At 66.2% G+C, this 26,353-nt stretch carries 25 protein-coding genes; 18 read left to right on the forward strand and 7 right to left on the reverse strand.

Features of this window, described 5'->3' with window-relative positions:
* Positions 1–110: 110 nt before the first annotated feature.
* The 4 genes from AC6BOR_RS09425 to plsY form a co-directional block, all read right to left on the reverse strand.
* Positions 111–1,562 carry a DNA methyltransferase family protein gene (locus tag AC6BOR_RS09425; RefSeq protein ID WP_498058203.1) on the reverse strand — a complete coding sequence of 484 codons (1,452 nt, stop codon included), beginning with the start codon at positions 1,560–1,562 and terminating at the stop codon, positions 111–113.
* Positions 1,563–1,613: 51 nt separating this feature from the next.
* A complete protein-coding gene (locus AC6BOR_RS09430) occupies positions 1,614–2,279 on the reverse strand; it encodes a hypothetical protein (RefSeq protein WP_498058204.1) in 666 nt (221 codons plus the stop codon).
* Between the two features lie 153 nt (positions 2,280–2,432).
* The gene (gene dprA, locus AC6BOR_RS09435; protein WP_498058205.1) at positions 2,433–3,527 is read right to left on the reverse strand and encodes a DNA-processing protein DprA; all 1,095 of its coding nucleotides are present in this window, start codon (positions 3,525–3,527) and stop codon (positions 2,433–2,435) included.
* Positions 3,524–4,120: a glycerol-3-phosphate 1-O-acyltransferase PlsY gene (gene plsY / locus AC6BOR_RS09440; RefSeq protein ID WP_498058206.1), complete on the reverse strand. Its 597-nt coding sequence runs from the start codon at positions 4,118–4,120 to the stop codon at positions 3,524–3,526. The genes dprA and plsY overlap by 4 nt, the downstream gene beginning before the upstream one ends.
* A 62-nt stretch (positions 4,121–4,182) precedes the next feature.
* Between plsY and AC6BOR_RS09445 the strand changes: the two genes are divergently transcribed.
* The 8 genes from AC6BOR_RS09445 to AC6BOR_RS09480 all read left to right on the forward strand — a co-directional run bounded on the left by AC6BOR_RS09445 (position 4,183) and on the right by AC6BOR_RS09480 (position 14,365).
* Entirely contained in the window at positions 4,183–5,802 is a 1,620-nt protein-coding gene (locus AC6BOR_RS09445; RefSeq protein WP_498058207.1) for an amidohydrolase family protein, read from the forward strand.
* On the forward strand, positions 5,799–6,914 hold the full coding sequence (locus AC6BOR_RS09450; protein WP_498058208.1) for an L-lactate dehydrogenase: 1,116 nt from the start codon (positions 5,799–5,801) through the stop codon (positions 6,912–6,914). Before AC6BOR_RS09445 ends, AC6BOR_RS09450 begins: the two co-directional genes overlap by 4 nt.
* Positions 6,915–6,941: 27 nt before the next feature.
* Positions 6,942–8,594 (forward strand): NAD+ synthase, encoded by a 1,653-nt coding sequence (locus AC6BOR_RS09455; protein WP_498058209.1) that lies wholly within the window; start codon positions 6,942–6,944, stop codon positions 8,592–8,594.
* Complete coding sequence (locus AC6BOR_RS09460) at positions 8,575–9,546, forward strand: hypothetical protein (RefSeq protein WP_498058210.1); 972 nt, start codon at positions 8,575–8,577, stop codon at positions 9,544–9,546. Before AC6BOR_RS09455 ends, AC6BOR_RS09460 begins: the two co-directional genes overlap by 20 nt.
* Before the next feature lie 129 nt (positions 9,547–9,675).
* Entirely contained in the window at positions 9,676–10,695 is a 1,020-nt protein-coding gene (locus AC6BOR_RS09465; RefSeq protein WP_498058211.1) for a dihydrodipicolinate synthase family protein, read from the forward strand.
* Positions 10,696–10,750: 55 nt separating this feature from the next.
* Complete coding sequence (locus AC6BOR_RS09470; protein WP_498058212.1) at positions 10,751–12,832, forward strand: outer membrane protein assembly factor BamB family protein; 2,082 nt, start codon at positions 10,751–10,753, stop codon at positions 12,830–12,832.
* Positions 12,833–12,843: 11 nt separating this feature from the next.
* Positions 12,844–13,269 carry a c-type cytochrome gene (locus AC6BOR_RS09475; protein ID WP_498058213.1) on the forward strand — a complete coding sequence of 142 codons (426 nt, stop codon included), beginning with the start codon at positions 12,844–12,846 and terminating at the stop codon, positions 13,267–13,269.
* A 19-nt stretch (positions 13,270–13,288) separates the two neighbouring features.
* Entirely contained in the window at positions 13,289–14,365 is a 1,077-nt protein-coding gene (locus AC6BOR_RS09480; RefSeq protein WP_498058214.1) for a peptidyl-alpha-hydroxyglycine alpha-amidating lyase family protein, read from the forward strand.
* A gap of 120 nt (positions 14,366–14,485) precedes the next feature.
* Here the strand turns inward: AC6BOR_RS09480 and AC6BOR_RS09485 are convergent, their stop codons facing one another.
* Complete coding sequence (locus AC6BOR_RS09485) at positions 14,486–14,914, reverse strand: cupin domain-containing protein (RefSeq protein WP_498058215.1); 429 nt, start codon at positions 14,912–14,914, stop codon at positions 14,486–14,488.
* A gap of 91 nt (positions 14,915–15,005) precedes the next feature.
* On the opposite strand from AC6BOR_RS09485, the gene gltX reads away from it, so the two are divergent.
* From gltX to AC6BOR_RS09535, 10 genes are all read left to right on the forward strand, one after another.
* Positions 15,006–16,322 carry a glutamate--tRNA ligase gene (gene gltX, locus AC6BOR_RS09490; RefSeq protein ID WP_498060641.1) on the forward strand — a complete coding sequence of 439 codons (1,317 nt, stop codon included), beginning with the start codon at positions 15,006–15,008 and terminating at the stop codon, positions 16,320–16,322.
* 120 nt (positions 16,323–16,442) lie between these two features.
* Positions 16,443–17,075 carry an energy transducer TonB gene (locus tag AC6BOR_RS09495; protein WP_498058216.1) on the forward strand — a complete coding sequence of 211 codons (633 nt, stop codon included), beginning with the start codon at positions 16,443–16,445 and terminating at the stop codon, positions 17,073–17,075.
* A gap of 72 nt (positions 17,076–17,147) precedes the next feature.
* Entirely contained in the window at positions 17,148–17,675 is a 528-nt protein-coding gene (locus AC6BOR_RS09500) for a P-loop nucleotide/nucleoside kinase family protein (protein ID WP_498058217.1), read from the forward strand.
* Positions 17,676–17,722: 47 nt separating this feature from the next.
* Positions 17,723–18,136 (forward strand): hypothetical protein, encoded by a 414-nt coding sequence (locus AC6BOR_RS09505; protein ID WP_498058218.1) that lies wholly within the window; start codon positions 17,723–17,725, stop codon positions 18,134–18,136.
* Positions 18,137–18,159: 23 nt separating this feature from the next.
* Complete coding sequence (ribD, locus tag AC6BOR_RS09510; RefSeq protein ID WP_498060642.1) at positions 18,160–19,104, forward strand: bifunctional diaminohydroxyphosphoribosylaminopyrimidine deaminase/5-amino-6-(5-phosphoribosylamino)uracil reductase RibD; 945 nt, start codon at positions 18,160–18,162, stop codon at positions 19,102–19,104.
* Between the two features lie 9 nt (positions 19,105–19,113).
* A complete protein-coding gene (locus AC6BOR_RS09515) occupies positions 19,114–19,716 on the forward strand; it encodes a riboflavin synthase (protein ID WP_498058219.1) in 603 nt (200 codons plus the stop codon).
* Between the two features lie 54 nt (positions 19,717–19,770).
* Positions 19,771–21,048, forward strand: coding sequence for a 3,4-dihydroxy-2-butanone-4-phosphate synthase (gene ribB, locus AC6BOR_RS09520; RefSeq protein WP_498058220.1), 1,278 nt, complete (start codon positions 19,771–19,773; stop codon positions 21,046–21,048).
* Complete coding sequence (locus AC6BOR_RS09525; protein WP_498058221.1) at positions 21,017–21,535, forward strand: CYTH domain-containing protein; 519 nt, start codon at positions 21,017–21,019, stop codon at positions 21,533–21,535. The genes ribB and AC6BOR_RS09525 overlap by 32 nt, the downstream gene beginning before the upstream one ends.
* 3 nt (positions 21,536–21,538) lie before the next feature.
* A complete protein-coding gene (ribH, locus tag AC6BOR_RS09530) occupies positions 21,539–21,955 on the forward strand; it encodes a 6,7-dimethyl-8-ribityllumazine synthase (protein ID WP_498058222.1) in 417 nt (138 codons plus the stop codon).
* Between the two features lie 27 nt (positions 21,956–21,982).
* Entirely contained in the window at positions 21,983–22,879 is an 897-nt protein-coding gene (locus AC6BOR_RS09535) for an alpha/beta hydrolase (protein WP_498058223.1), read from the forward strand.
* Here the strand turns inward: AC6BOR_RS09535 and AC6BOR_RS09540 are convergent.
* Both AC6BOR_RS09540 and AC6BOR_RS09545 read right to left on the reverse strand, forming a co-directional pair.
* Entirely contained in the window at positions 22,867–23,430 is a 564-nt protein-coding gene (locus tag AC6BOR_RS09540) for a hypothetical protein (RefSeq protein WP_498058224.1), read from the reverse strand. The genes AC6BOR_RS09535 and AC6BOR_RS09540 overlap by 13 nt on opposite strands.
* 305 nt (positions 23,431–23,735) lie before the next feature.
* Entirely contained in the window at positions 23,736–26,312 is a 2,577-nt protein-coding gene (locus AC6BOR_RS09545; RefSeq protein ID WP_498058225.1) for a TonB-dependent receptor, read from the reverse strand.
* Positions 26,313–26,353: the final 41 nt, after the last annotated feature.

A 26,353-nucleotide genomic window follows, 5' to 3' on the forward strand; every position in this document is an offset into this window, starting at 1 on the left:
CCGACTGGAATTGGGGGTCTGTCGGTCGGATAGGCGCAACAAACGGACACGCGATTCTAAAGATTTGATGTTGCCTTGCCCCGCTTAGGTGTTCACTCAGGAGAGATGTGTTAGATAAGCAGCCTAGCTTGCGCCGGCTCGGTTATGAACAGCTTGCTTACCCGTCCTGGCTGCGCCCAATTCAATGTCCCGCCCATGGCGCTGGCGCGCAAGAAGGCTTCGACGCCGGGCGCTAAGAGTGCTTCTCGTAATTGGTGCGCTTCAGATTCTGTCTCGCAAGGGCAATAAGCATGCATAGCTTGGTTACCCTGCCATCGGCCTGAAAAAACCTGAGGCCTGAACACGCTCTTGCCGAGTGCCTCCCAGGCTACTTTCCATGGTGCAAACGAGTAGGGGCCGACTCCCAAGAGTGCCCACCACATACCGCGCTTGATATGACCGTTGAGCATTGTGCCTTTGCGGTGCTCCAGAACGTTCCGCTTCGACTTCAAGTATGCCGTAGCCCTAGGGTAGCGGGATAGCTGTGCAGCTGTAAGTGGCCGACCGGAAGACTGTTCATGAGGCACCAAGACCACCCTGCGACATTCTTTCTCGCCAGCAAAATTCGCCTTGCCAATTAGAGGGTAGAGCAAATCGTCCTCAATATCCACGATCTCGCCTAAGCCATTTATATAATGACTTCCACAACGCTCCATGATGAGAATGTCGTTGGCTCCACAAGTGTTAATCCCTTGTCGAGGCTGTCGACCCTCAGCAATAGAGATTTGCGGATTAGCCGGGACAACTGCGCTGTTGTCCTCATGTCGCTGCCAAAAACCTTGAACTCCGTCAGAACTTGATGTCGAGGTCTCAACCCATCTGTCTTCCAAGCGAACGAAAGTTTTTACGGGCCATTGCTGGCGAGCTGATCGGACAAACTCAACGGCGCCGTATCGAGTAGAAACATCGAAAATTTTTTCCTCAGCGAAATCCCACATTCGGGTAACTGAGTAAGCATGCTTTCCTCCTGGGTATGGACGAAATAGATCGTTAGCACCGCTGTTGAAAAAAATTGACAACGGTACAAAAAACGCAGCCAAACCTTTGTTCTCAAGATTATCTTCAAGAACCTTTTTTAGAATAAGGGTGGCAATGTCAGCTCGGCTAGCTCCGAGCAGAACATCCTTTCGACTTCCGACAAGCCCGCGCGTAATGAACAAGTCCGCCCAGAGCGCGCGGAAATTTGGGGGCAATGCAGAGAAATTTGACCACGGCGGATTTCCAACGAGAACATCGAAGCGGCGGCTAAAGGACAAAGCGAGTATATCGTCTGACACAAAGTTTTCGGCAACTAGAGTGACGCCATAAGTGTCAGCAATACGCTGCAAGAGACGCGGTTTATCTCCTGGCTCAATCTCGCAGCCGTTGAGCGCGCTAATACGTGCTTTCGTCAACTCAATCCCATTGCGTCGTGCAAGTTCACAAAACGCAACAATAAAAGCGCCACCACCAAAGGTCGGGTCGCAGACTGTCGCGCCATCAAGCCATGCTTGATAGGCTCCCGTTTGCTCAAGCAGCCACATTGCCCATTCGAGAGGGGTGAAAACTCGTCCAATAGGTTGGCCAGTCGCCATTTAGAATGCGAACCGTACATAACCGGAAGCCCGGAACCGACGCATCGAGTCTGCTCGTTTGATTGCATCCCGACCGACCCGCTCATAGTGACTGATCGCCAAGTCGGTGAAAATGTCAAAAAAATTGGATATGGACCTTTCCCAATCAAGTTCCTCCATCAACTGATTTATACTATAATTTAAACGCACCTGACCTGTTCCGAGATTCTCAATTCGGTAAGCATCTGACGGAAGGAGATGAAACGGAGCGAACTTTATGTATTCAAGATCGCGCAAGTCCGTTCCTTCTCTAGCAGCATTATGTCCGAACTCAATAACTGTAAATACTCCAGCATCGTTGGCAAGAAACTTTAGCAAATTACCAACTGCACAAACGCCGCCATCCGAGTAGCGTGAATTGTCTAAATCTTTCGTTTTGACGTCAAATCCGTAGAATCGACCTTCGAATCGGCAAGCAAAATCGTAGATTGTCCTTCGACCGGCTGCTACAACGGCTTCAGCTCCTAGTTTACCGCATACAGATACCCAGTTATCTGCAATCCGGCGTTCGATCATTGCGCCGAAAGCGCGAGAATCCTCTCGCGCGGAAATACCAGAGCTAAGGTCAGCAAACAGCGACTCAAGCTCCGTGTCGACTGCAATGCAGAAATCTCTGATGTGGGTCACTGTCCAATAAGCTCCTCAAGCTGCCCTAATATCAGCCGACAAGGCACTGGTTGCAAGGTGTTGAGATGAGAGGTGGAGGACCGCTGACGGCTTCCGTGAATCCACCAACGAATTGCGTTACTCCGCGTACACAGCTCCAAAGTTCCTTCCCCCTCACCCCAACGCCACCCGCGCCCCCGCGTGGCGCACCACCACCCCCTCCAGCTCCAGATCGAGCAGCACGCTTGCCACCTGGGCGGCGGGGAGGGTGGAGAGGCGGATGAGGTCGTCGATGGGGGCGGGGGTGGGGGAGAGCAGGGGCAGCAGGCGGGCGCGGGCGGCCTGGGTGTCGGCTTCGCTGTGGCCGTGCGGGCTGGGCAGCGGCTCGGCCACCTGCAGATGGGTGCGCGGCTGGCCGGAGAGGGTGGAGAGCGCCTCCAGCACGTCCGCCGCGCTCTGGATCAGGGTGGCGCCTTCGCGGATCAGCAGGTTGCAGCCCTGCGCGCGCGGATCGAGCGGGCTGCCGGGCACGGCCATCACCTCCCGCCCCAGATCGGCCGCGATGCGCGCCGTGATCAGGCTGCCCGATTTGGGCGCGCCTTCCACCACCAGCGTGCCGGCGGCCAGCCCGGCAATGATGCGGTTGCGGCGCGGGAAGTGGCGGGCCTGCGGCTCCACCCCCGGCGGCTGTTCGGCCACCACCAGGCCCTGATCCGCAATCCGCGCCATCAGGTCGGCGTGATCGGGCGGATATGGCACGTCCACCCCGCCGGCCACCACCGCGATGGTGCCGCGATCCAGGCTGCCGGCGTGCGCCGCCGCATCGATGCCGCGCGCCAGGCCGGAAACGATGACATGATCCGCCTCTGCCAGATCGATCGCCAGTTGCCGGGCAAAGCGGCTGCCGGCCGCGCTGGCGTTGCGGGCGCCGACAATGGCCACCGCGGGCCGATCCAACAGGGTGAGGTCGCCCCGGGCATAGAGCACCGGCGGCGCGGTTTCGGTGCCGGCCAGCAAGGCGGGATAATCGGGCGTGCCGATGAACAGCAGATGCGCGCCCAGCCGCGCCGCCGTTTCCAGCTCCGCCACGGCCGCGGCTTCGGGGCAGATCGCCAGGCGGCGGTTGCCGCGCCGGGCCAGATCGGGCAGCGCATCAAGCGCGGTTTGCGCATCGCCAAAGCGGGCGATCAATTGCCGATAGGTGACAGGGCCAATCGAATCGGTGCGGATCAGGCGCAGGCGCGAAACCGCATCCGCCGGTAGGCTCATTTGGCCTTTTGCCCGATCTTCGATTCGGTGCCGCTGGCCAGCCGCTTGAGATTGTCCCGATGCTGGAAGATCAGCAGCGCCGCCAGCATGGCCAGATGCGCGGACCAGCCGGGCGCCCATTCGCCGGTGAGGAACCAGGCCGCCACCGGGCAGGCAATGGCCGCCAGCATGCCGCCCACGCTGCTATACCGCGTCACCAGCGCGCCGCCGAGCCAGACGGCCAGCGCAATCGCCCCGGCCAGCGGTGCCGCCGCCAGCGTGATGCCCAGGATCGTCGCCACGCCCTTGCCGCCGCGAAACTTCAGCCACAGCGGGAAGCAATGGCCGATGAAGGCCGCCACCCCGGCCATGATCGCCGCCATCTCGCCGGCCAGTTCGCGCCCGATCATCACGGCGGCCGCGCCCTTGCCGGCATCGAGCAGCAGCGTGGCGGCGGCCAGACCCTTGTTGCCAGTGCGCAGCACGTTGGTGGTGCCGATATTGCCGCTGCCGACCTGGCGGATATCAATCCCGATCATCCGGGTGAGCAGCAGGCCAAAGGGGATGGACCCCAGCACATAGCCGATGGCGGCGGCGATCCAATCCAGTGTCATGCCATCCAGCCTAGCGGGGCGCGGGCGGCCCGTCTATGCTGGGCCGATACTGGGGGAATGCGATGAAGCGGTTGTTGGCGATTGCGGTGGCGCTTTGGGCCGGGGCGTGGGCAGATACGGCTGGGGCGCAGATGGCCGGGCAGATGAAGACGAGCGCGGCCCGCGATCCGGCGCTGGCCGCCGGGCCTTATGAAACGCTGGTTATCCGCGGCGCCACCATCATCACCGGCAACGGCGGCCCGCCCTATGGCCCGGCCGATATCATCATCAGCGGCGGGCGCGTCACCGATATCCGGTCTGCGGGCACGCCGGGCCTGAAAATGGCCACCAACCGGCCGCCAGCGGGCGCCACGCGCGAGATTGATGCCACCGGAATGTATGTTCTGCCCGGCTTTGTGGACATGCACGGCCACCAGGGCGACCCGGAAAAGATGAACGATCCCGATTATGCGTGGAAGCTGTGGCTGGCGCACGGGGTGACGACGCTGCGCGGCATCCCGCTCTATGGCGGCGATGCGGCCAAGGCGCTTTCCGACAAGAAGCGCGCCGCCGCGGGCGAGATCATGAGCCCGAGACTCTATGTTTATCAAACACTTGGCAGCGGTTCCAACGCGGGGTGGAAGGGTGGCCGGGTGCTCAGCCCAGAAAAGGCGCGCGAATGGGTGCGCTGGGCGGCAAGTGTCGGGATTGATGGGATAAAATTCTTCAACCGGGGCGATGAAACTCCGGAAATCGACCGCGCCGCCATCGATGAGGCGAAGAAGCTGGGCCTGGGCACCGTCGCCCACCTCTCCCAACCCAACATCGCCGAATTCAACGCCCGCGATGCCGCCGCCGCCGGCCTGGGCACCATCACCCATTTTTACGGGCATTTTGAAAGCCTTCTGGACGGCAGGCGGGTGCAGGACACACCGGCGGATTACAACTTCAACGATGAACAGATGCGCTTTGGCGGCATTGCCGAAATCTGGGACCAGATCCACCCGCCCGGCAGCCCGGAATGGGTGGACTATCTGCAAACGCAGAAGAAAACCGGGGTAAACTTCGATCCCACCTTCAACATCTACAGCGCCAGCCGCGATCTGATGCGGGCGCAGCGGGCGGAATGGCACGAGCGTTACACCCTGCCCAGCCTGACCAAATTCTTCGAGTCCAACCGCGACAACCACGGCAGCTATTTCTTCGATTGGACCAGCGAGCGCGAGTATGAATGGCGGCGATTCTACACGCGATACATGCAATTGGTGAATGATTACAAGAATATGGGCGGCCGGGTGACAACGGGCAGTGATCCGGGCTTCATCTGGCAGACTTGGGGCTTTGGCTATATCCTCGAGCTGGAACTGCTGCGCGAGGCCGGCTTTGCCCCGCTGGAAGTGATCCAGTCTGCCACCATCAACGGCGCCCGCACCCTGGAAGAGCCCAAGGGCCGCGAGCCGGATTTCGGCCTGGTGCGCGTGGGCATGCGCGCCGATCTGATCGTGGTGCCGGAAAACCCGCTGGCCAACCTCAAGACCCTCTATGGCACTGGATTCGCTCGACTTGATGAGGCGACGCAGACCACGGTGGTCAAGGGCGGCATCCGCTGGACCATCCGCGACGGCATCGTGCACGACGTGCCGGCCATCCTGAAAAACGTCGCCGATCAGGTGGCGGCGGCGAAGGCTGATCCGCCGAAATGAGGCCGGCCAGCGTCGCCGACTATCGTGCGCTGAGCCGCCGGCGGGTGCCGCGGTTCCTGTTCGATTACACCGATGGCGGCAGCTATGCCGAGGCGACATTGGCCAGGAACGTGGCCGATCTGGCCAATATTGCGCTCGATCAGCGGGTGTTGGTGGACGTTTCCCGGGTTTCGGCGGCCGTTTCCGTATTGGGGCAGAAATTGGCGATGCCGGTGGTCCTGGCGCCGGTGGGGCTGGGCGGGTTGCATGCCCGGCGCGGCGAGGTGCAGGCCTGGCGCGCGGCGCGGGCCGCTGGGGTGGGCATGGCGCTCTCCACCGTTTCGGTGTGCAGCCTTGCCGAGGTGGCGGCGGGCGGCGGCGCGCCGCCGTGGTTCCAGCTTTATCTGGTGAAGGATCGGGCCGCGAACGAGGCGATGATTGCCGAGGCCAGGGCACAGGGCGCGCCGGCGCTGGTGCTCACCGTGGATTTGCCGACGCCCGGCGCGCGTTATCGCGATGTCCGCTCCAGCCTCACCGGTGCGCCGGGCCTTGCCGGCATGCTGCACCGGGCGGCGCAGGTGGCGGCGCGGCCGGGCTGGGCGGTGGATGTCGGCCTGTTGGGCGGGCCGGTGGCGATGGGCAATCTCACCCAGCTGGTCGGGGCCCGGGCGCCCTTGAGCGACTATCTCGGCTGGATCGCGCGCAATTTCGATGCCAGCGCCGATTGGGACCGGCTGGCCTGGGTGCGGTCGCTGTGGCCGGGGCCGCTGATCGTCAAGGGCATCCTCCACCCGGACGATGCCGCGCTGGCGGTGAGCCATGGCGCCGATGCCATCGTGGTTTCGAACCATGGCGGGCGGCAGCTGGATGGCGCCATCTCGGCGGTGCGGGCGTTGCCGGCGATCATGGACCGGTTGGGCGGCTGCATCCCCGTGCTGGCCGATGGCGGCGTGCGATCGGGCCTGGATGTGCTGCGCTATCACAGCCTGGGGGCCAGTGCCGTGATGATCGGCCGGCCCTGGGTGTGGGCGCTGGGCGCCGCCGGGCAGGCGGGCGTGGCACATGTGCTGGCCCTGCTCAAGGCTGAGCTGGAGACGGCGATGGCGCTGACCGGTCGCACCCGGCTGGCCTGACCGGCAAAAGCGCTGTATCGCGCCCACATGACCAACCGGCTGACCATCGCCCTTGCCCAGCTGAACGCCCGCGTGGGCGGGCTTGTCGCCAATGCCGATGCGATCCTGCGGGCGCGGGAAGCCGCAGCCGGGGCCGATCTGCTGGTGACGCCCGAATTGTCGATCGTCGGCTATCCGCCAGAAGACCTGGTGTTGAAACCGGCGCTTGTTGCCGCCGCACGTGCGCAGGTGGAGCGGCTGGCGGCGGCCACGGCGGATGGCGGCCCGGCCCTGCTGGTCGGCGCGCCGTGGGCGGAGGCAGACGCGCTCTACAACGCCATGCTGCTGCTGGACGGCGGGCGCATCGCCGGCATCACCCGCAAGCATGATCTGCCCAATTATGGCACCTTCGATGAAAAGCGGCTGTTCACCGCCGGGCCGTTGCCGGGGCCGCTGAACTTGCGCGGCGTGCGCATCGGCGTGCCGGTGTGCGAGGACATGTGGTGGCCCGATGTTTGTGAGTGTCTGGCCGAAACCGGCGCCGAGCTGCTGATCGTGCCGAACGGCAGCCCCTATGAAGTGGGCAAGGATGATCGCCGCCTGAGCCTCGCCGTCACCCGTGTCACCGAAACCGGGCTGCCGCTTGTCTATCTCAACCGCGTCGGCGGGCAGGACGAGCTGGTGTTCGATGGCGCGTCGTTCGTGCTGAATGCCGACCGGCGGCTGGCGCACCAGCTGCCCGATTGGGACGAGACCATCCGCCTGACGCACTGGAGCCGCACCGATGCCGGCTGGGTGTGCGAACCCGGTGAGATCAGCGCCCAGGATGAAGACCCGGCCGATGTCTATCACGCCATGCTGGTGGGCCTGCGCGATTATGTGAACCGCAATGGCTTTCCGGGCGTGGTGCTGGGGCTTTCGGGCGGCATTGATTCGGCGCTTTCTGCCGCTGTCGCTGTCGATGCGCTGGGGGCAGACCGGGTGTGGTGCGTGATGCTGCCCAGCCCGTTCACCAGCCAGGACAGTCTGGACGATGCCGCCGCATGTGCCCGCCTGCTCGGCTGCCGGCTCGACACGGTGCGCATCGAGCCGGCGATGACGGCGTTTGATGCGATGCTGCAGCCGCTGTTCGCCGGCCGCCCGCGCGACATTGCCGAGGAGAATATCCAGTCCCGCATTCGCGGCCTCGCGCTGATGGGGATTTCGAACAAGTTCGGCCCGATGCTGCTGACCACCGGCAACAAGAGTGAGATGAGCGTGGGCTATGCCACCATCTATGGCGACATGGCCGGCGGCTACTCGGTGCTGAAGGATCTGTACAAGACGACCGTGTTCCGGGTGAGCGAATGGCGCAACGGGCACAAGCCCCGGCTGGGCCTGGGCCCCGATGGCCCGGTGATGCCGGTGCGGGTGATCACCAAGCCGCCCACTGCCGAGCTGCGCGAGAACCAGAAGGACGAGGACAGCCTGCCGCCCTATCCGCTGCTCGATGCCATCCTGCACGGCCTGGTGGAGCAGGAAAAATCGGCGGCTGAGCTGGTGGCCGAAGGGCTGGAGGCCACCACCGTCGCCCGTATCGAGCGACTTCTCTACATCGCCGAATACAAGCGCCGGCAGGCCCCGCCGGGCGTGAAGATCGGCAAGCGCAATTTCGGCCGCGACCGCCGCTACCCGATCAGCAATGATTTCCGCACGGCCTGAGGCGCTGCTGCTGGCGGCGCTGTTGGCTGGGCCGGCGCAGGCCGCCCGCCCCAAGCCGCCGCCACCGTTGCCGCCACTGGAACTGCCGGGCAACGCCCCGATCCTGCCGGTGGAAATCGCCGGGCAGCTGGTGCGGCTGACCGTCGATCTGGGGGGCGATCCCTTCGTGATGCTCGCGCCGGCGGCGGCGGCGCGCCTGAACCTGGCGGCGGCCCAGCGGCCCGATGGCGCCAAGGTGGACCGGCGGGTGCTGCGTGTGGCGGTGGGCCAGGCCAGCATCACGGTGCCCTACACCCGCGAAACGCTGCGCATCGATGGCCGCAGCCTGATCGGCCCGGTGTTGACGCCGGCCACTGCGCCCGGCGGGGCCGCGGCCGGCAGCGACGGCACAATCGGCCTGCCGCTGCTGCCGCATGATCGCGTCACCCTGGTGTTCCGGCCTGCCACCCCGGCAGACCGGCCGCTGCGGCTGGCGGCGCGTGCCAGCGGCGGCAGCGGCAGCCTGGCCTTTGCCTGGGCTGTGCCCGGCCAACCGGGCATCGAGGTGGAGTTGCACCATCTGCGACCCGACAGCGTCGCCAGCGTGGCCGCCGCCAGCAGCCTGGCCAGTGCCGGCGCCGGCCAGCTGCGGGGCCCGGTGCGCCGAGTGGAAATCGGCTTTGGCGTTGCCCGGCCGGTGCGGGTGCTGCGGCTGGAACGGCCGGTGGCGGTGGCCGGCCTGCCCATGACCCAGGTGGAGGTGCGGCTGTTCGATTGGGCCGGGCGCAGCCAGTTGCCGCCCGATGCCGATGGCGATGATGGCCTGACCGTCACCGGCAGCCGCGGCCGCCAGCGCGGCTGGCCGATCCTGAAACTGGGCCGCGATGTGCTCGCCGGCTGCGCCAGCATCGGATGGCAGCGTGACCGCAGTGGTGACGGCGGCGATTTCGAACTGCGCTGCCCGGCGGGCTGAACCGGCCACCCTGATCATCTGGACAGGCGCAGGTCGCCGCAAACATCTTGCCGCATCGCATTGGCGGCGCGATGATGGCAGGCACAGGCGCGCCGCCGGGAACAGGTGGCCCTTGGGGGAGGACAGACTATGGACATGACCCGTCGTGACACGATCACGTTGGCAGGTGGGGCGCTGGCCGGTGGCATGGCGGCCGCTGGCGCCCTTGCCGCCGCACCGGCTGCAGCCCAGATGGGCGGCGCCCGCCGGCTGGGATCGAAGGAAAAGGTCGCCTATTGGGTGGCCACCATCACGCCGTGCGATGCCAAGGGCATGTTTGATCCCGGCGCCATGAAGGCGGTGATGGAATGGCACCAGAAATGCGGTGCCGATGGCGTGGTCGTGCTGGGCACGTCGGGCGAATTTCCCAGCTTCTCGGTGGCCGAACGCAAGCGCATCACCGAGGTGGCGATGCAGCACAAGGGCAACATGAACATCATGGTGGGCCCAGGCACGCCCAACATCGTCGAGACCATCGATCTGGCCAAGCATGCCCAGAGCGTGGGCGCCGATGGCCTGCTGGTGATCCCGCCCTTCTATTTCGATCAGCCGCCCAACGAAGGCCTGATCCATTATTACACCCAGCTGTTCGAAGCGGTGTCGATCCCGATCAACCTCTATCACATCCCCGGCACGTCGGAGGTGAAGATCACCCACGAGCTGCTGACCGCGATGATGAAATATCCGCATCTGGCCGGCATCAAGGATTCGTCGGGCAGCGCCGAGGGCTTTGCCGAATTCCTGAAGGGCTTCCCGGAACTCAACATGCGGTGCGGAACGTCGAACAATCTGATCCCGGCGGTGGAGGCCGGCATGGGCGCCATCCTGGCCGATGGCAACCAGTTCAGCGACAAATGCGCCGATATCTTCAAGACCTATCGCGCCAAGGGCGACTGGAAAGCCAAGCTGGCGCATCTGCGCGCCGCGCAAGGGATCATGCGCGATCACAACATGGGCGCCAACACCTATGCCTCGATGAAATATGTGCTGTCGCTCAGGATGGGTGGCCCGATGATGTATGCCCGCACGCCGATGCCGCAGCTGACCGATGCGCAAAAGGCCAGCCTGAAGGCCGGGCTTGAAAAGGCCATGGCCCTGCCGACGGCTTGACCCGTCGGCAGCAGCAAAGAATTTTGGCCTGAACAGCCAAGCAAGGGGCAACCACATGAAGATCATCACCACCCTGCCGCTCAGCGTTGCGGCGGCCCTGCTGCTGACCACGGCCGCGGGCGCACAGACGCCGGCCAAGGAAGGCACAGTTGCGGCGCGCACCACCAACGGCGTCGCCAACTGGACCACCTACAACGCCGATCTGAAGGGCAGCCGCTATTCGCCGCTCGATCAGATCAACGCCGGCAATTTCGGCAATCTGGAAATCGCCTGGCGGTTCAAGACCGACATTCTGGGCAGCCGCCCGGAATACAAGCTGGAATCGACCCCGCTGGCGGTGGATGGCATCATCTACACCACCGGCGGCACCCGCCGCGCCGTGGTGGCGCTGAACGGGGCCACCGGGGAATTGCTGTGGCAGTTCGCCCTGCACGAAGGCAAGCGATCGGCCGAGTCCCCGCGCGCCCTGTCGGGCCGGGGCCTGTCCTACTGGACCGACGGCACCAAGCGCCGCATCCTCTATGTCACCATCGGCTATCGCCTCGTCTCCCTGGATGCCGACACCGGCCGGCCCGATCCGGAGTTTGGCGAGAATGGCGTTGTCGATCTGAAAAAGGATTTCGATCAGGATCTGGGCGATCTTGATACCGGCGAAGTCGGTGTCCACTCCGCCCCGGCGGTTGCGGGCAACACCATCATCATCGGCGCCGCCTTCCGCGAAGGCTTCACGCCGAAAACCCACAACAACACCAAGGGCTATGCCCGCGCCTTTGATGTGCGCACCGGCAAGCGGCTGTGGACCTTCCACACCGTGCCCAAGCCGGGCGAATTCGGCTATGACAGCTGGCTGAACAAGTCGGCCGACATCAACGGCAACACCGGCGTGTGGACGCAGGTTTCGGTCGATGAGGATCTGGGCCTGGCCTATCTCGCTGTCGAATCCGCCACGTCCGACTTTTTCGGCGGCAAGCGGCCGGGCAATAACCTGTTCGCCAACAGCCTGGTGGCCGTCGACCTGAAGACCGGCGAGCGCAAATGGCATTACCAGCTGATCCATCACGAGATCTGGGATCTCGACAACAGCAGCGCCCCGCTGCTGATGGACGTGACGGTGGACGGCAAGCCGCGCAAGGTGGTGGGCCTGCCATCCAAGCAGGGCTTCTTCTATGTGTTTGACCGCGCCACCGGTGTGCCGGTCTGGCCGATCAAGGAAACCAAGGTGCCCAAGGGCAATGTGCCCGGCGAATGGTACAGCCCGACCCAGCCGATCCCGTCCAAGCCGCCGGCCTATGGCCGCAACGGCTATCTGGAAAATGACCTCATCGATTTCACGCCGGAACTGAAGAAGAAGGCGCTGGAATTGACCAGCAAATATCAGCTGGGCCCGGTCTATACCCCGCCGATCGTGTCGACGCCGGAAAAATTCGGCGTGATCAACAACTGGGCGCAGGGCGGCACCAACTGGCCGGGCGGCTCGTTCGATCCCGAAACCGGCATCGCCTATGTCTATGCCTGCGGCACCTGCATCAGCTCCACCGGGCTGTTGCCGCCGCCCCCCGGCCTGTCTGACATCCCGCTGGTGGTCGGCGTGGCCGGGCAACCCGTTACGATGATCAAGGGCCCGGGCGAGGGCGCCGGTGCAGACAGCCCTGCCCCGGCCGCCGCCCCCGGCAGCGGCAATGCCGGCCCGCCGCGGCTGGCGGTCGACGGCCTGCCGCTGATGAAGCCGCCCTATGGCACGATCAGCGCGATCGACGTGAATTCGGGCACGATCAAATGGCAGATCGCCCATGGCGAAACGCCGGATTTCGTGCGCAACCATCCGGCGATCAAGGCGATGGGCGGCATCCCGCGCACCGGCCAGGCCACCTATCAGATCGGCACGCTGGTGACGAAGACGCTGGTGATCGCCGGCGAAAACCAGTTCACCACCACGCCGGATCACCCGCGCGGTGCCATGCTGCGCGCCTATGACAAGCAGACCGGCAAGGAAGTGGGCGCGGTGTTCATGCCCTCCACCCAGTCGGGCTCGCCGATGACCTATATGGTCGGCGGCAAGCAATATATCATCGTGCCGACCAGCGGTGGCAACGCCTCGGGCGAGTTCATCGCCTATGCCCTGCCGGGCAAGAAGTAAGGAGTGATGTGATGCGTGCCCTGTTGCTGACGATTCCCCTGGCCCTGGCCGGCGCTGCCCTGGCCCAGGAGGCGGGCAAATCGGTGTGGCAGGGCATCTACACCACCGAGCAGGCGGACCGTGGCGCCGCAGTCTATGCCCAGCGCTGCAGCGCCTGCCATGGGGCGGCCTTGAACGGCACCGGCGAAGCGCCGCCGCTGATCGGTGGCGAGTTCGTCAGCCATTGGGACACGATGACCGTGGGCGACCTGTATGACCGGGTGCGCACCACCATGCCGCAGAACGACCCGCAATCGCTGAGCCGCGAGGATTATGCCGATGTGCTGGCCTTCCTGTTGAAGACCAACGGCTTCCCGGCCGGCAGCCAGCCGCTCGACAAGCGGTCGGAGGTGCTGGCCACTATCGGGATCACCGCGGAAAAACCGGCCGGGATGTGACCGGCCAAGAGGGGGGACGATGAAGGCGATCATCACGGCGGGCCTGTTGCTGGCCGCCAGCAGCGCCTTGGCGCAACAGGCCACCAGCCCGCCGCGCCCGGTGTGGACGGTGGAAACCCTGCCGCAACCGGCCCCGCTCACCGCCGAAACCAACAAGCAGCCCAATCCCTATCGCAGCGAGTTTGGCTTTCTGAAGCTGCCGCCCGGCCGGGTGATGGGATCGACCAGCGCGGTGGGCGTGGACAGCTGCGGCCATATCTGGGTGGCCGAACGCTGCGGCGCCAACAGTTGCGGCAACAGCCCGATCGATCCGATCATGGAATTTGATGAAAAGGGGAATTTCATCAAGGCGTTCGGCGGCGGGCTGACGGTGTTTCCGCACGGATTTTACATCGACGCCCAGGACAATATCTGGCTGACCGATGCGCGTGCCATGCCGGGGAAGGGCGCCACGGTGCTGAAGTTCAGCCCCGACGGCAAATTGCTGATGACGCTGGGCAAACCCGGTGTGCAGGGCAAGGGCACCGACCTGTTCACCGAACCCAATGCGGTGATCGTGGCGAAGAATGGCGATATCTTCGTCGCCGATGGGCACGAGGCCGATCGCGGCGTTGCCCGCATCCTGAAATATGACAAGACGGGCAAGTTCCTCATGCAATGGGGCCAGCCCGGCAAGGGCCAGGGCGACCTGGAGGTGCCGCACGCGCTGGCGATGGATTCAAAGGGCCGGCTCTATGTCGGCGATCGCTGGAACAACCGCGTGCAGGTCTACACCCAGAAGGGCAAGCTGCTGAACAGCTGGACCCAGTTTGGCCGGCCATCGGGCCTGTTCATCGACAAGAACGACATCATGTACAGCGGCGATTCCGAAAGCCGGCGCCCCGTGGGCTATGGCTATAACCCCGGCTGGCAGCGCGGCATCCGCATCGGCAGCGTGAAGGATGGCAAGGTGACGGCCTTCATCCCCGATCCCGATCCCAACCCCGATGGCGGCGCCACCAGCGGCGCCGAAGGCCTGTGGGTGGACAAGGATGGCATCATCTATGGCGCGCAGGTGAAGGAACGCACCGTGGCGCGGCATTTGCCGCAAAAGTGAAATTGTCCTCCCCCTCTGGGGGAGGTGGCAGCCGCAGGCTGACGGAGGGGGCGCGCACTTCGGCCCTGGCCAGCCCCCTCCGCCCTGCGCGCACCTCCCCCAGAGGGGGAGGATCATTGCTCATTTCACCGGCGTCCCCGCCGAACCGCTGCCGCCATCGACATAGCGGGTCGCCCACACCCCGCTGGCAACGCCGAGGATGATCGTCTCCTCGTCCGCACCATCGAAATGCACCGCGCCGGCTGGCACCACCACGAAGCTGCCGGCCGGAAAGGCCCGCGCCCTGGCCTTGTCCATCGCCGGCCCCCAGCCCAGCTTGAGCACGCCCTTCAGCACGAAGATGCGCGCCGTGCTGCTGTGGCTGTGCGGCGCGTCCCACCCGCCGGGCGGCAGCGCGAAGGCATAGGAGAAGGCCTGCCCCGCCACATCGCGCCGGCCATCCAGCAGGGCAAAGCGGCTGCCATCGGCGGCCGGCGGGCCCCAGGGGATGGTGTCGGGCGTGATGGCGACAGCATCAGCCGGGGCGGCGGCAAGGGCGAGCAGGATCATCAGCATGGCTCCACGCTACCGCCGGCCCGCATCCCGGTCTGGCGAGAATCGGACGGTGATTTCCGCGCCCAAAGCCTCTATGGCCAGCGCCATGATCGTCACCCGCTTCGCCCCGTCGCCCACCGGCCGCCTCCACGCCGGCAATATCCGCACCGCGCTGGTCAACTGGCTGCTGGCAAAGCAGGCCGGCGGTCGCTTCCTGCTGCGGCTGGACGACACCGATCTTGCCCGCTCCACCGCGGAATCGGCCCACTCCATCCGCGCCGATCTGGCCTGGCTTGGCCTGTCGCCGGATGCCGAGGTCAAACAGTCCGACCGCTTCGCCCTTTATGAGGACGCGCTCAGCCGCCTCGCCGCGCAGGGCCGCGCCTATGCCTGTTATGAAACGCCGGAAGAGCTGGAGCTGAAGCGCCGCGTCGCCCTGTCGCGCGGGCTGCCGCCGATCTATGACCGCGCCGCGCTGGCGCTCAGCGAGGCTGACAAGGCGAAGCTGGAGGCCGAGGGCCGCCGCCCGCACTGGCGCTTCAAGCTGGACGAAACCGCCGATCTGGACTGGACCGACGGCGTGCGCGGCCCCTGCCACTTCCCCGCCGCCTCCCTGTCTGATCCCGTGGTCCGCCGCGCCGATGGCTCGTGGCTCTACATGCTGCCGTCGGTGGTCGACGATATCGAAATGGGCATCACCGACATCGTGCGCGGCGAGGATCATGTCACCAACAGCGCGGTGCAGCTGCAGATGTTCGCAGCGCTGGGCGCCCAGCCGCCGCGGCTGGCCCATCTGGCGTTGCTGACCGGGGCCGATGCCGCGCTGTCGAAGCGGCTGGGATCGGAAGGGGTGGAGGCCTGGGCCGCCGTCGGCATCGAACCGGTGGCGGTCGCCGCCCTGCTCGCCCGGCTCGGCACCTCGCAGCCGGTGGAGCCGCTGGGGACGCTGGCGGATCTGCTGCGCGGTTTCGCGCTCAGCCACTTCGGCCGCGCCCCGGCCCGTTTCGATCCGGCCGATCTGGCCAGCCTGTCCGCCCGCTGCCTGCACCACATGGATCATGCCGATGTGGCGGCCCGGCTTCCGGCCGGCATTGGCGCCGCCGAATGGCAGGCGATCCGCCCCAATCTCACCCGGCTCGACGAAGTGGCGGCCTGGCACGCCATTATCGCCGGCCCGATCACGCCGGTGGTGGAGGAGGCGGATTATGTCGCCACCGCCCGCACCACGCTGGCCGGACTGCCGTGGGCCGACGACATCTGGGGCCGCCTGGTGGAGGCGCTGAAGGCCGCCACCGGCCGCAAGGGCAAGGCGCTGTTCCTGCCGCTGCGCCTGGCGTTGACCGGCCAGGCCCAGGGCCCGGAAATGGCGGCGCTGCTGCCGCTGATCGGCCGCGACGAGGCGCTGCGCCGGCTGGCGGGCTGAGGCGAACGGGCGCAATAGCCCCCCTGTCATTTTCACCAGTCCATGTTATACTATCACGGCACCGCTGACACGGCGGAACGCCGGCGCTGTGCGATTCACCTTGTTTGGGGAGTATCGCTGATGACCCGTATCTCCACCCGCGTCTCCGGAACCGCGGCCACCGCCGCCGTGCATCTTGCCCTTGGCGCCCTGCTGCTCGCCGGCTGGCAGGTCAGCCGCATCGTCACACCGCCAAAGCCGATCATCCTGGTCAACCGGCCCGCCCCGGTGACGCCGCCCGCGGACCTCATCGTCACCACCACCGATCTGCCGGTCAACCCGGTGATCGATCAGCCGGTGTGGGACAATGAGGTTAATCCGGTCGTGCGCAGCGACTCCCGCCCCGCTGATCCGGGCCCGCAGACCGTGGCCGGCGGCGGTGATGAGCCGGTGGTGACCAGCCCGCCGCCGGTGCAGCCCGGCCCCAGCCGCATCGCCCGCCTGCGCGGTGGTGACGCGATGCAGCCGCCCTATCCGTCCGCGTCGCGTGCGCTGAACGAGGAAGGCAGCGTGACCCTGACGGTGAGCATCGCCGCCGATGGCCGGGTGAGCGCGGTCAGCCTGCTGCGCTCGTCCGGCTTTGCCCGGCTCGACAAGGCGGCGCTCGACTTCGCGCTGCGGCGCTGGCGATTTGAACCGGCGCTGGACAATGGCAAGCCGGTGGCCAGCACGCGCAACTTCACCATCCGCTTCAAACTGGCCGACGCCGCCTGACCGGCCATCCGGGGGGCGGCCACCCCGCCCCCCGGATTGACAGGCGCCGCCACCGCGCCATCCATGGCGGCCATGCAGTTGCTCTTCCTCCACGGCCCGCCCGCCGCCGGCAAATACAGCATCGCCCGCCGCGTTGCCGATGCAACCGGCCTGCCGCTGTTCCACAACCATCTGGTGGTGGATGCGGTGCACGCCATCTTCCCCTTCGGCTCCCCGTCGTTCGTGCGCTTGCGCGAAGCCTTCTGGCTGGAAAGCTTCACCGCCGCCGCTGCCGAGGGCCGTTCGCTGATCTTCACCTTCCAGCCGGAAGCGAGCGTTTCCCCCGGCTTTCCCCAGGCGGCCGCCGACATTTTCACCGGTGCCGGCGGGCGCTGCCGCTTCGTGGCGCTGCAGCTGGGCCTGGCCGAACAGCTGGCGCGCGTGGCCAATGATGATCGCGCCCGCTTCGGCAAGCTGCGCGATCCGGACCTGCTGGCCCGGCTGCACGGCGAATTCGCCGCCGCCGAAGCCGCCATGCCGGCATCGGAACTTACCATCGACACCGCCACCACCAGCATCGCTGATGCCGCCGCGCGCATCATCGCCCTGCTCGGCCGCTGATTGCCGCACCTCTGGCCAATCCGGCCCGGCCAGCCTATCCTTGCGCCATGGCCTTTCTTGACCCGCTCGACGCCGCGCAGAAGCGCAAGCGCTACTGGATCGGCGCCGGCTCCGTGCTGGCGACGACGATCATCATGACGATGTTCCTGATCGAATCGCAATGGGGCTATGCCAAGCCCGATCCGGTGATCATCTATGCCCAAAGCTGGAAGGCGGACCGCAGCCGCGAAGACGCCATCGCCGATGCCAAGGCGACCAAGGCAGCGCGAGAGGCAAAGCTGGCGCAGGCGCGCGCCTATATTGCCACGCTGCAGGGCAAGGCGCGGGACGACGCGCAGAAACAATATGATGATTATGTCGCTGGCGGCGGCTTCAAGAAGGATATTCCCTATGTCGCCGCCCAGCCGAGCGTGGACGCCATCGTGCGCGTGCCGGCCCCGGCCGAGCCGCCGATAGAGTGAGCGCCACCGACGACTGGCGCTGCATGGGCGCTGCGCTGGCGCTCGCCAGCCGCGGTGTTGGCCTGGCCACCCCCAACCCATCGGTCGGCTGCGTGATCTGGCGCGATGGCCGGGTGATCGGCCGTGGCCACACCCAGCCCGGCGGCCGCCCGCATGCAGAAGCGATGGCGCTGGCACAGGCCGGCACGGCCGCGCCCGGCGCCACCGCCTATGTCACGCTGGAGCCTTGCGCCCACCAGTCCCCGCGCGGGCCAAGCTGCGCCGACTCGCTGGTGGCCGCCGGCATCGCCCGCGTGGTGGTGGCCGCCCCCGATCCTGATCCGCGCACCAACGGCGCGGGCCTTGCCCGGCTGGCGGCGGCTGGCATCGCGGTGACCAGCGGCGTGCGCCAGGCGGAGGCTGAAGGCCAGCTTGCCGGCTTCCTCACCCGGCTGCGGCTGGGCCGGCCGCACATCACGCTGAAACTGGCGACCAGCCTTGATGGTGCCATCGCCATGGCCGATGGCCGCAGCCAGTGGCTGACCGGCCCACGCGCCCGCGCCGCTACCCATCTGGAACGGGCGCGCGCCGATCTGATCATCGTTGGCCGCGGCACCTGGGATGCCGATGCGCCCCGACTGGATGTGCGCCTGGCCGGGCTGGAGGCGCGGTCGCCGCGTATCGGCGTGGTCGGCCGGGGCCACAGCCTGCCGATCCGTGTCCAGCATCTGCCCGATCTCGAGGCGCTGTGCGCCGATCCCGCCCTCCATGTGCTGGCCGAAGGCGGCATGGGCCTGGCCGCCAGCCTGCTCGCCGCCGATCTGGTGGACCGGCTGCTGCTGCACCGCGCCCCGGTGATCGTCGGCGGCGGCCGCACGCTGGGCGACATCGGTCTGGCCGATCTGGCCGACGCGCACGGGCGCTGGACGGCGCAGCCGGCGCTGGCGCTCGGCGTTGACCGCATTGAAGCCTTCACGCGGAACAGGTAACGCATCCCCATGTTCACCGGCATCATCACCGACATCGGCACCATCACGGCGGCAGAGGAGCGCGGCGACCTGCGCGTCACGGTCGCCTGCGGCTATGACACCAGCGGCATCGCCATCGGCGCTTCCATCGCCAATTCGGGCGTGTGCCTGACGGTGGTGGCCAAGACGGCGGACAGCCTGACGTTTGACGTGTCGGCCGAAACCCGGCGGCGCACGGCGGCGCAGATGTGGCACGAGGGCGCCCGGCTCAACCTGGAACGCGCGCTGAAGGTGGGCGATGAGCTGGGCGGCCATATCGTCACCGGCCATGTCGATGCCGTCGGCCGCATCGCCAGCATCGAGGCGGAGGGCGATTCGAAGCGCTTCACCTTCCAGATGCCGGCCAGCGTCGCCCCCTATGTCGCGCCCAAGGGCAGCATCTGCCTGAACGGCGTGTCGCTCACGGTCAACGAGGTGAGCGACGATGATCTGGGCCACTGGTTCACCGTCAACATCATCCCGCACACCGCCGAATGGACGACCTTTGGCACCGCGGCGGCGGGCGACGAGGTGAACATCGAGATTGATGTGCTGGCCCGCTATCTGTTCCGGATGAACCAGCTCAAGTCTTGACATCCCAATGTGACAGGCGCATGCCTCCCTCACATTCCGATGTGAGGCCCTGTGATGAGCGAGTCCCTGATTGCCCGGTTGCGTGACCTGGTTGCCAGCGGTGAGGAGACCAAGGCCGGCATGGCCCGCGCCGCCGGCCTGCATGCCAACAGCCTGCGCGCCCTGGACGAGGCGGACTGGAACCCCACCGCCGAGACCCTGCGCAAGCTGGAGGCCTGGCTGGCCGACCGCAGCGCCGGCCCCGCCCTGTCGCCGATCGAGGAGATCATCGACGAGGCCCGCAACGGCCGCATGTATATCCTGGTCGATGACGAGGATCGCGAGAATGAGGGCGATCTGATCATCCCCGGCCAGATGGCGACGCCCGATGCCATCAACTTCATGGCCAAGTTCGGCCGCGGCCTGATCTGCCTCGCCATGGCGGCCGACCGCGTGAAGGCGCTGGGCCTGCCGCTGATGGCGCAGCACAATGGCACCCGCCATTCCACCGCCTTCACCGTTTCGATCGAGGCCAAGGAGGGCGTCACCACCGGCATTTCGGCGGCTGACCGGGCGCGGACGGTTGCCGTGGCCATCGATGCCGCCAAGGGGCCGGAACATATCGTTTCCCCCGGCCATGTGTTTCCGCTCGTCGCCCGCGATGGCGGCGTGCTGGTGCGCGCTGGCCATACCGAAGCCAGCGTGGACATCAGCCGGCTGGCCGGGCTGAACCCCAGCGGCGTGATCTGCGAGATCATGAACGATGATGGCACCATGGCGCGGCTGCCCGATCTGATCCCGTTCGCCCGCCGCCACGGCCTGAAGATCGGCACCATCCGCGATCTCATCGCCTATCGCCACGCCCACGACCGGCTGGTGAAATGCGTGGCCGAAACCAAGCTGGAAAGCTGGCACGGCGGCGAGTGGACGGCGAAAACCTATGCCAACACCGCCGAATATGGCGAGCATATGGTGCTGCAGAAGGGCCGCATCGAGCCAGGCAAACCCACGCTGGTGCGCATGCACACCCAATCGATGTTCACCGACATGTTCGCCGAAAAGGGTGACCGCGCCGGCCAGCTGCAGCGCGCCATGGACGTGATCGGCAGCGAGGGCGCCGGCATCATCGTCATCATCCGTGATGGCAGCCCCACCGCCATTTCCGAACAGATGCGCGCGAAGGGCAAGGGCGAACCGATCACCCTGCGCGATTATGGCATCGGCGCGCAGATCCTGGTGGATCTGGGTGTCACCGATATGATCCTGCTCACCAACCAGCACCGCAACATCGTCGGCATCGAAGGCTATGGCCTGAAGGTGGTTGGCGAACGCGCCATCCCGCTGCGCGCCTGACCTGCGGCCGGTGCTGCCGAAATACAGCCTTGTCGAGCGGGAGCGCCGCTGGATGGTGGCGCAATTGCCGCCCCTGCCGGCCGCGCATCGCCGCATCGAGGATCGCTATATCATCGGCACCCGCCTGCGCCTGCGCCGCATCACCGACAGCGAAACTGGCGCGGTGCAGCACAAGCTGACCCGCAAATATGACAGCGCCGATCCCGCCGCCCGCCCCATCGTCACCGCCTATCTGGACGCGGCGGAGCATGCGGTCGTTGCGGCGCTGTCCGCCCATGTCATCACCAAGCGCCGCCACCAGCTGGACGGGTTCAGCATCGACCTGTTCGACGGCCCGCTCGCTGGCCTGGTGCTGGCCGAACGCGAAGCGGCCGATGCTGCCAGCCTGGCGGCGCTGCCCCAGCCCGCCTGGCTGGGCGCGGACGTGACCCGAAATCCCTGCTATCAGGGCGGCCATCTTGCCGCCCACGGCCTGCCGGAGACCTGAGCCATGCACATCCTGATCGTCGAAGCCCCGTTCTACACCCACATCGCCGCCATGCAGCGCGACGGCGTGACCGAAGCGCTGGCCGCCGCCGGTGCCACCTGGGACGTGATTTCGGTGCCCGGCGCGCTGGAAATCCCGGCCGCCATCGCCTTTGCCGATGCCAGCGGCCAATATGATGGCTATGTTGCGCTGGGCTGCGTGATCCGCGGCGAAACCTATCATTTCGAGGTTGTGGCCGGCGAAAGCGCCCGCGCCATCATGGCCCTCACGTTGGATGGCCTCGCCATCGGCAACGGCATCCTGACGGTCGAAAACGAAGCCCAGGCCATCGCCCGGGCCGACAAGACCCAGAAGAACAAGGGCGGCGAGGCGGCCGCTGCTGCGCTCGCCATGGTGGGGCTGAAACAGCGCTTTGCCTGATGCCCCGGTTCATGCCACGCTGCTGGCATGACGCTGCACCCCATGCTCGCCCAGATGCTCAGCCTGATGCCGGCGGAGCCGGATTATGGGCGACACACCGCCACCGCCGCGCGCGCCGCGATGCAGGCGCGGGTCGCCATGCTGCTGGCGATGGCGCCCAAGCCGGCGGGGCGGGAGGATATCATCGAGGGCGACCTCGCCCTGCGCATCATCCGGCCGTCCACGCCCGGCCCGCACCCAGTCGTGCTGTTCCTGCACGGTGGCGGCTGGGTGGTGTGCAGCAACGACACGCACCAGCCGCTGGCGGTCGCGATCGCCAATGCCACCGGCGCGGCGGTGGTGATGGTCGATTATCGGCTGGCGCCCGAACATCCCTTCCCGGTGTCGCTCGATGATTGCCTGGCCGGGCTGGCGTGGGTGCGCGACCAGGGCGCGGCGCACGGGCTGGATGCCAGCCGCATCGTCGTGGCCGGCGATTCGGCCGGCGGCAATCTGGCGGCGGTGGTCGCCGCACACGCGCGCGATCTCGCCGGCCAATGGCTGATCTATCCGGTCACCGATTGGCCGGATGCGGCGGCCTATCCCAGCTATGCCGAAAATGATGTCGGCTTCGGCCTCTCGACCGCGGCGATGCGCTGGTATTGGCAGCAATATGGCGGTGATGGGCCGGATGCCCGGCCGATGCAGCGCGCCGATCTGGCCGGGCTGCCGCCGGCGCTGGTGCAAACCGCCCAATATGACGTGCTGCGCGACGAGGGCGAGGCCTATGCGCGGCGGCTCGAAACCAGCGGCGTGCCGGTGCAGCTGACCCGCCATGCCGGCATGATCCACGGCTTCCTGTCGATGACCGGCTTGTTGCCCGGCGCTGATGCTGCGCTGGCGGAGGGCGCGGCCTGGGTGAAATCCCGGCTTCAGAGCAAGTAAACCACCACATAGCGCGCCACCAGCGCCGCCATGGTGAGTTCGCACCAGCGCTTGCCGCGTGCCAGCATCGCCGCCAGCATCAGGATCACCAGCACCACCGTCAGCCCCAGTGACAGCGGCCGGGTCAGCAGTTTCGCCAGCGCCGGCTGGCTGGCGTAAAAGCCGAGCTGGCAGGCCAGCAGCACCAGCATCACGCCGATGACGATGCGGCGCACGCGGAAGAAATGCGCATCATGATCGCCGGCTTCGTCACTGTCGCGCGGGAACACCAGGCTGGCGGCGAGAAAATAGGCGCCGGTGAACAGCATGATTGCCATCAGCGCATGGCCCGACACCGCCAGCACATCGCGCGTCACCCAGGCCGCCTGCCAGAAGCTGATCAGATCCAGCAGCACGAAGGTGCCGAGCAGCGGGGTCAACCAACCAATGCGCACCACCGATCCGGGCCGCAGCTGCGCCTGGATGGCGCGGGCCAGCCCGGCCAAGATCTCGGTCAGCGACAGGCCGAGCAGCAGGCCGAAGAAGGAGAAGATGAATTCGAATTGCGACATCGGCACACCTCATCACCGGCCGCCGCTTTGTGCAAGCGCCCGGCCGGGCCGCGACATTGCGAAGCGCGGCGCCCATGCCGCAGTGCACAATATGGCTGGCTGGCGCATGAGGGTCTGGCCTGATTCCTCCGCTTCAGGTGGTGCGGGGTGGCCTGGCCGGCGATCCGACCCGCCGGCCGGCCACCCGCCCAACCCATCCCGCCCCCATTCCAGACAGCAAAAGGCCGGCCCATCGGAGACGGGCCGGCCCTTTGCTGTCGGCTGCCAGCGGCAGGCCGGGCGCACCCGGCGTGCCGCCTGATGCATCAGAAGCGGATATTGGCTTCCACGCCAAAGGTGCGCGGCATGTTGAAGTTGCCATAATCACCCAGCACGCTGGAATTGTTGCCAACCAGCAGGATGTTCGGCACGCCGCTGGCCGCCGTCGTCTGCACCGCCGGCAGGCTGTTCGACGGATCGCGGCGATAGACATACTGGTTGTTGAACAGGTTGCGGCTCCACAGGCTGACGGTCAGCTTGGAATCGCCGGCACCCAGATCGATATCGGTCAGCGAGACGCGGCCGTTCACGATGAACGAGGCATCGGCCTTGGTGGCGAACTGGTCAAAGGTCTGGGTGGCCTGGGCATAGTTGGCGTCCAGGTGGAACTTCAGCTTCATGTCGCTGTTGCCGCTGATCTGCGTCACATAATCGATCGTGCCGCTGGCCGCATTGCGCGGGGTGAACACGATGTAGAATTTCTGCGGCACGGTGGTGACATTGCCGGTCGGCGCGCCGGTTGCGGTGCGCTCGGTGTAGGTCACCGGCACCAGCGGAATGTCGGTATAGGTATAGGCATAGGAGGCGCCCAGCGTCAGGCCTTCCACCGGGTTCAGCGTCAGGTCGGCTTCGATCCCGCGGATCTTGGTGGTGCCCGGCGCGTTGATGGTGACGAGGTTGTTGAAATTGCCGGTCGCGGTGGGCTGGATGGTCGACAGGTCAACCTGGCTGTTGGTGCGGTCCATCATGTAGGCCGCGATGTTGAAGCGGCCACGCCGGCCAAAGAATTCGGTCTTCAGGCCGACTTCATAGGACTTCACGTCTTCCGGATCGAAGGCCTGATAGTTCGACGTGCGGCTGGACGCGCCACCGGCGCGATAGCCGGTGGCATATTTGGCATAGGCGTGGACATCGTCGCTGACATCATAGGCCAGGGTGACGATCGGGTTGAACCGGCGCCAGGTGCGGTCGAGCGGAGTGTAGCCGTTGGCCGCCGCAGCCGCCGGATTGGTGACATAGTTGATGTTGCGCGAGAACAGCAGCGCGCCCTGCTTCTTGTCGATGTTGTAGCGGCCACCCACGGTCAGGTGCAGGTCGCTCTGGATGTTCCAGGTGACATTGCCATAGGCGGCATAGCTGCGCGAGCGCACGGCGCTGGCGCGGTCGATCGAGCGGCAGCCCGGATCCCAGCCAAAGCCGGCCGAACCGGTGCAGCTGTTCAGCACGACATAGGTGAAGCCGCTGGTCTGGCCGGCGGTGGTATAACCCTGGATCGCCATCGAGTTGGGGGTGAAGGCATCATCGCTCACCCGCTCGTTGAAATAATAGAGGCCGGCGACATAATCGACCTGGCCGATGGTGCCGACCGCCTGCAGTTCCTGGCTGAACTGGCGCTGGCGCAGGGTGGCGTTGGAATAGCGGCTGAAGTTGCAGGCGTTGCCGGTGCAGCCCGGCGCCACCACGGGCACGCGGTGATAGCCGCCCGAATTGTCCCACTGGTCGACATCGACGCCGCGCCAGGCGGTGATGGCGCGCAGTTCCAGTTCCGGCACCACCTTCCACTTGAACAGGTTGGTGAAGCCGAAGGTTTCATCGACGCTGGGCGCCTGCGGCACGCCGATATCGGCGGTGCGCATCAGCGTGTTGCCGTTCACCACCACGCCGGGCAGCAGCGGCTGCACGGTGCCGCGCGTGCCGGTGAAGGCGGTGCCCGGGGTCACGCACGTGCTGCCGGCCGGGATGGCCAGCGGCGCGGTGTTGCTGCCGCCCGACAGGCAGTTGTTGGGGTTGTAGTTGAGCAGCTGGCTGTAGAAAGGCGAGTTTTTGTCGCGCGCCACATCGAACGAGAAGGTGTTGCTGATGCCGTCAACCGGGCTCCACTTGGCGGCAACGCGGATGCCCTGGCGGTCAAAAAAGCCCCAGCCGGTCTGGCCGGCGAGTGGGTTTTTGGTGACCGGATCCTGATACTGCTTCACCGCATCAACCTTGATGGCGATGTTGGCGATGCTTGGCAGATCGACATGGGCCTGCACCGTATAGGCGCCCAGATTGCCATAGCCGGCCGAGATGTTGCCGCCGAACTCGCCGGTCGGCTCGCGGGTGACGATGGACAGCGCGCCGCCTTCGGTGTTGCGGCCGAACAGCGTGCCCTGCGGGCCCTTCAGCACCTCGATGCGCTCCACATCGAACAGCGCGGCGTTCAGGCCGTGCTGGCGGCCGAGATAGACCCCATCGATATAGACGCCCACGCCCTGCTCGCGTGCCGGCTGGTTGGCGTCCAATGGCACGATGCCGCGAATGCCGATGGTGAGTGCGGACTGGCGGGCTTCGAAGGTGGCAACGCGCAAGGACGGCACGCCGCCGTCGGCCAGATCGAGCAGGCTCTGCACCCGCCGTTCCTTCAGCGCCGCGCCGCCCAGCACCGAAATGGAGATCGGCGTCTGCTGCAGGTTGGTGGCGCGCTTGGTGGCGGTCACCACGATTTCCTCGACGCCGCTGTCATCAGCCTGCTGCACCACGTCGGTGGCGGTGGGCGCGGCCGGCGCGGCGGTCTGGGCCTGCACGGCGAAGTTAAGCGAGAGACTGGCGACGGCGATGGCCATCGCGCTGGTGGTCATGGTCATGAAGGGGGGCCTGTGGCTGTGTCTGTTGAACTGAGCCGGGC

It is taken from the genome of Sandarakinorhabdus sp. FBCC-B8862 (assembly GCF_059745315.1).

Coding starts and splice junctions, on each gene's coding strand:
- AC6BOR_RS09425 (WP_498058203.1), bottom strand. CDS start 1,562: ATGTGGCTGCTTGAGCAAACGGGAGCCTATCAAGCATGGCTTGATGGC.
- dprA (WP_498058205.1), bottom strand. CDS start 3,527: ATGAGCCTACCGGCGGATGCGGTTTCGCGCCTGCGCCTGATCCGCACC.
- plsY (WP_498058206.1), bottom strand. CDS start 4,120: ATGACACTGGATTGGATCGCCGCCGCCATCGGCTATGTGCTGGGGTCC.
- AC6BOR_RS09445 (WP_498058207.1), top strand. CDS start 4,183: ATGAAGCGGTTGTTGGCGATTGCGGTGGCGCTTTGGGCCGGGGCGTGG.
- AC6BOR_RS09450 (WP_498058208.1), top strand. CDS start 5,799: ATGAGGCCGGCCAGCGTCGCCGACTATCGTGCGCTGAGCCGCCGGCGG.
- AC6BOR_RS09455 (WP_498058209.1), top strand. CDS start 6,942: ATGACCAACCGGCTGACCATCGCCCTTGCCCAGCTGAACGCCCGCGTG.
- AC6BOR_RS09460 (WP_498058210.1), top strand. CDS start 8,575: ATGATTTCCGCACGGCCTGAGGCGCTGCTGCTGGCGGCGCTGTTGGCT.
- AC6BOR_RS09465 (WP_498058211.1), top strand. CDS start 9,676: ATGGACATGACCCGTCGTGACACGATCACGTTGGCAGGTGGGGCGCTG.
- AC6BOR_RS09470 (WP_498058212.1), top strand. CDS start 10,751: ATGAAGATCATCACCACCCTGCCGCTCAGCGTTGCGGCGGCCCTGCTG.
- AC6BOR_RS09475 (WP_498058213.1), top strand. CDS start 12,844: ATGCGTGCCCTGTTGCTGACGATTCCCCTGGCCCTGGCCGGCGCTGCC.
- AC6BOR_RS09480 (WP_498058214.1), top strand. CDS start 13,289: ATGAAGGCGATCATCACGGCGGGCCTGTTGCTGGCCGCCAGCAGCGCC.
- AC6BOR_RS09485 (WP_498058215.1), bottom strand. CDS start 14,914: ATGATCCTGCTCGCCCTTGCCGCCGCCCCGGCTGATGCTGTCGCCATC.
- gltX (WP_498060641.1), top strand. CDS start 15,006: ATGATCGTCACCCGCTTCGCCCCGTCGCCCACCGGCCGCCTCCACGCC.
- AC6BOR_RS09495 (WP_498058216.1), top strand. CDS start 16,443: ATGACCCGTATCTCCACCCGCGTCTCCGGAACCGCGGCCACCGCCGCC.
- AC6BOR_RS09500 (WP_498058217.1), top strand. CDS start 17,148: ATGCAGTTGCTCTTCCTCCACGGCCCGCCCGCCGCCGGCAAATACAGC.
- AC6BOR_RS09505 (WP_498058218.1), top strand. CDS start 17,723: ATGGCCTTTCTTGACCCGCTCGACGCCGCGCAGAAGCGCAAGCGCTAC.
- ribD (WP_498060642.1), top strand. CDS start 18,160: ATGGGCGCTGCGCTGGCGCTCGCCAGCCGCGGTGTTGGCCTGGCCACC.
- AC6BOR_RS09515 (WP_498058219.1), top strand. CDS start 19,114: ATGTTCACCGGCATCATCACCGACATCGGCACCATCACGGCGGCAGAG.
- ribB (WP_498058220.1), top strand. CDS start 19,771: ATGAGCGAGTCCCTGATTGCCCGGTTGCGTGACCTGGTTGCCAGCGGT.
- ribH (WP_498058222.1), top strand. CDS start 21,539: ATGCACATCCTGATCGTCGAAGCCCCGTTCTACACCCACATCGCCGCC.
- AC6BOR_RS09535 (WP_498058223.1), top strand. CDS start 21,983: ATGACGCTGCACCCCATGCTCGCCCAGATGCTCAGCCTGATGCCGGCG.
- AC6BOR_RS09540 (WP_498058224.1), bottom strand. CDS start 23,430: ATGTCGCAATTCGAATTCATCTTCTCCTTCTTCGGCCTGCTGCTCGGC.
- AC6BOR_RS09545 (WP_498058225.1), bottom strand. CDS start 26,312: ATGACCATGACCACCAGCGCGATGGCCATCGCCGTCGCCAGTCTCTCG.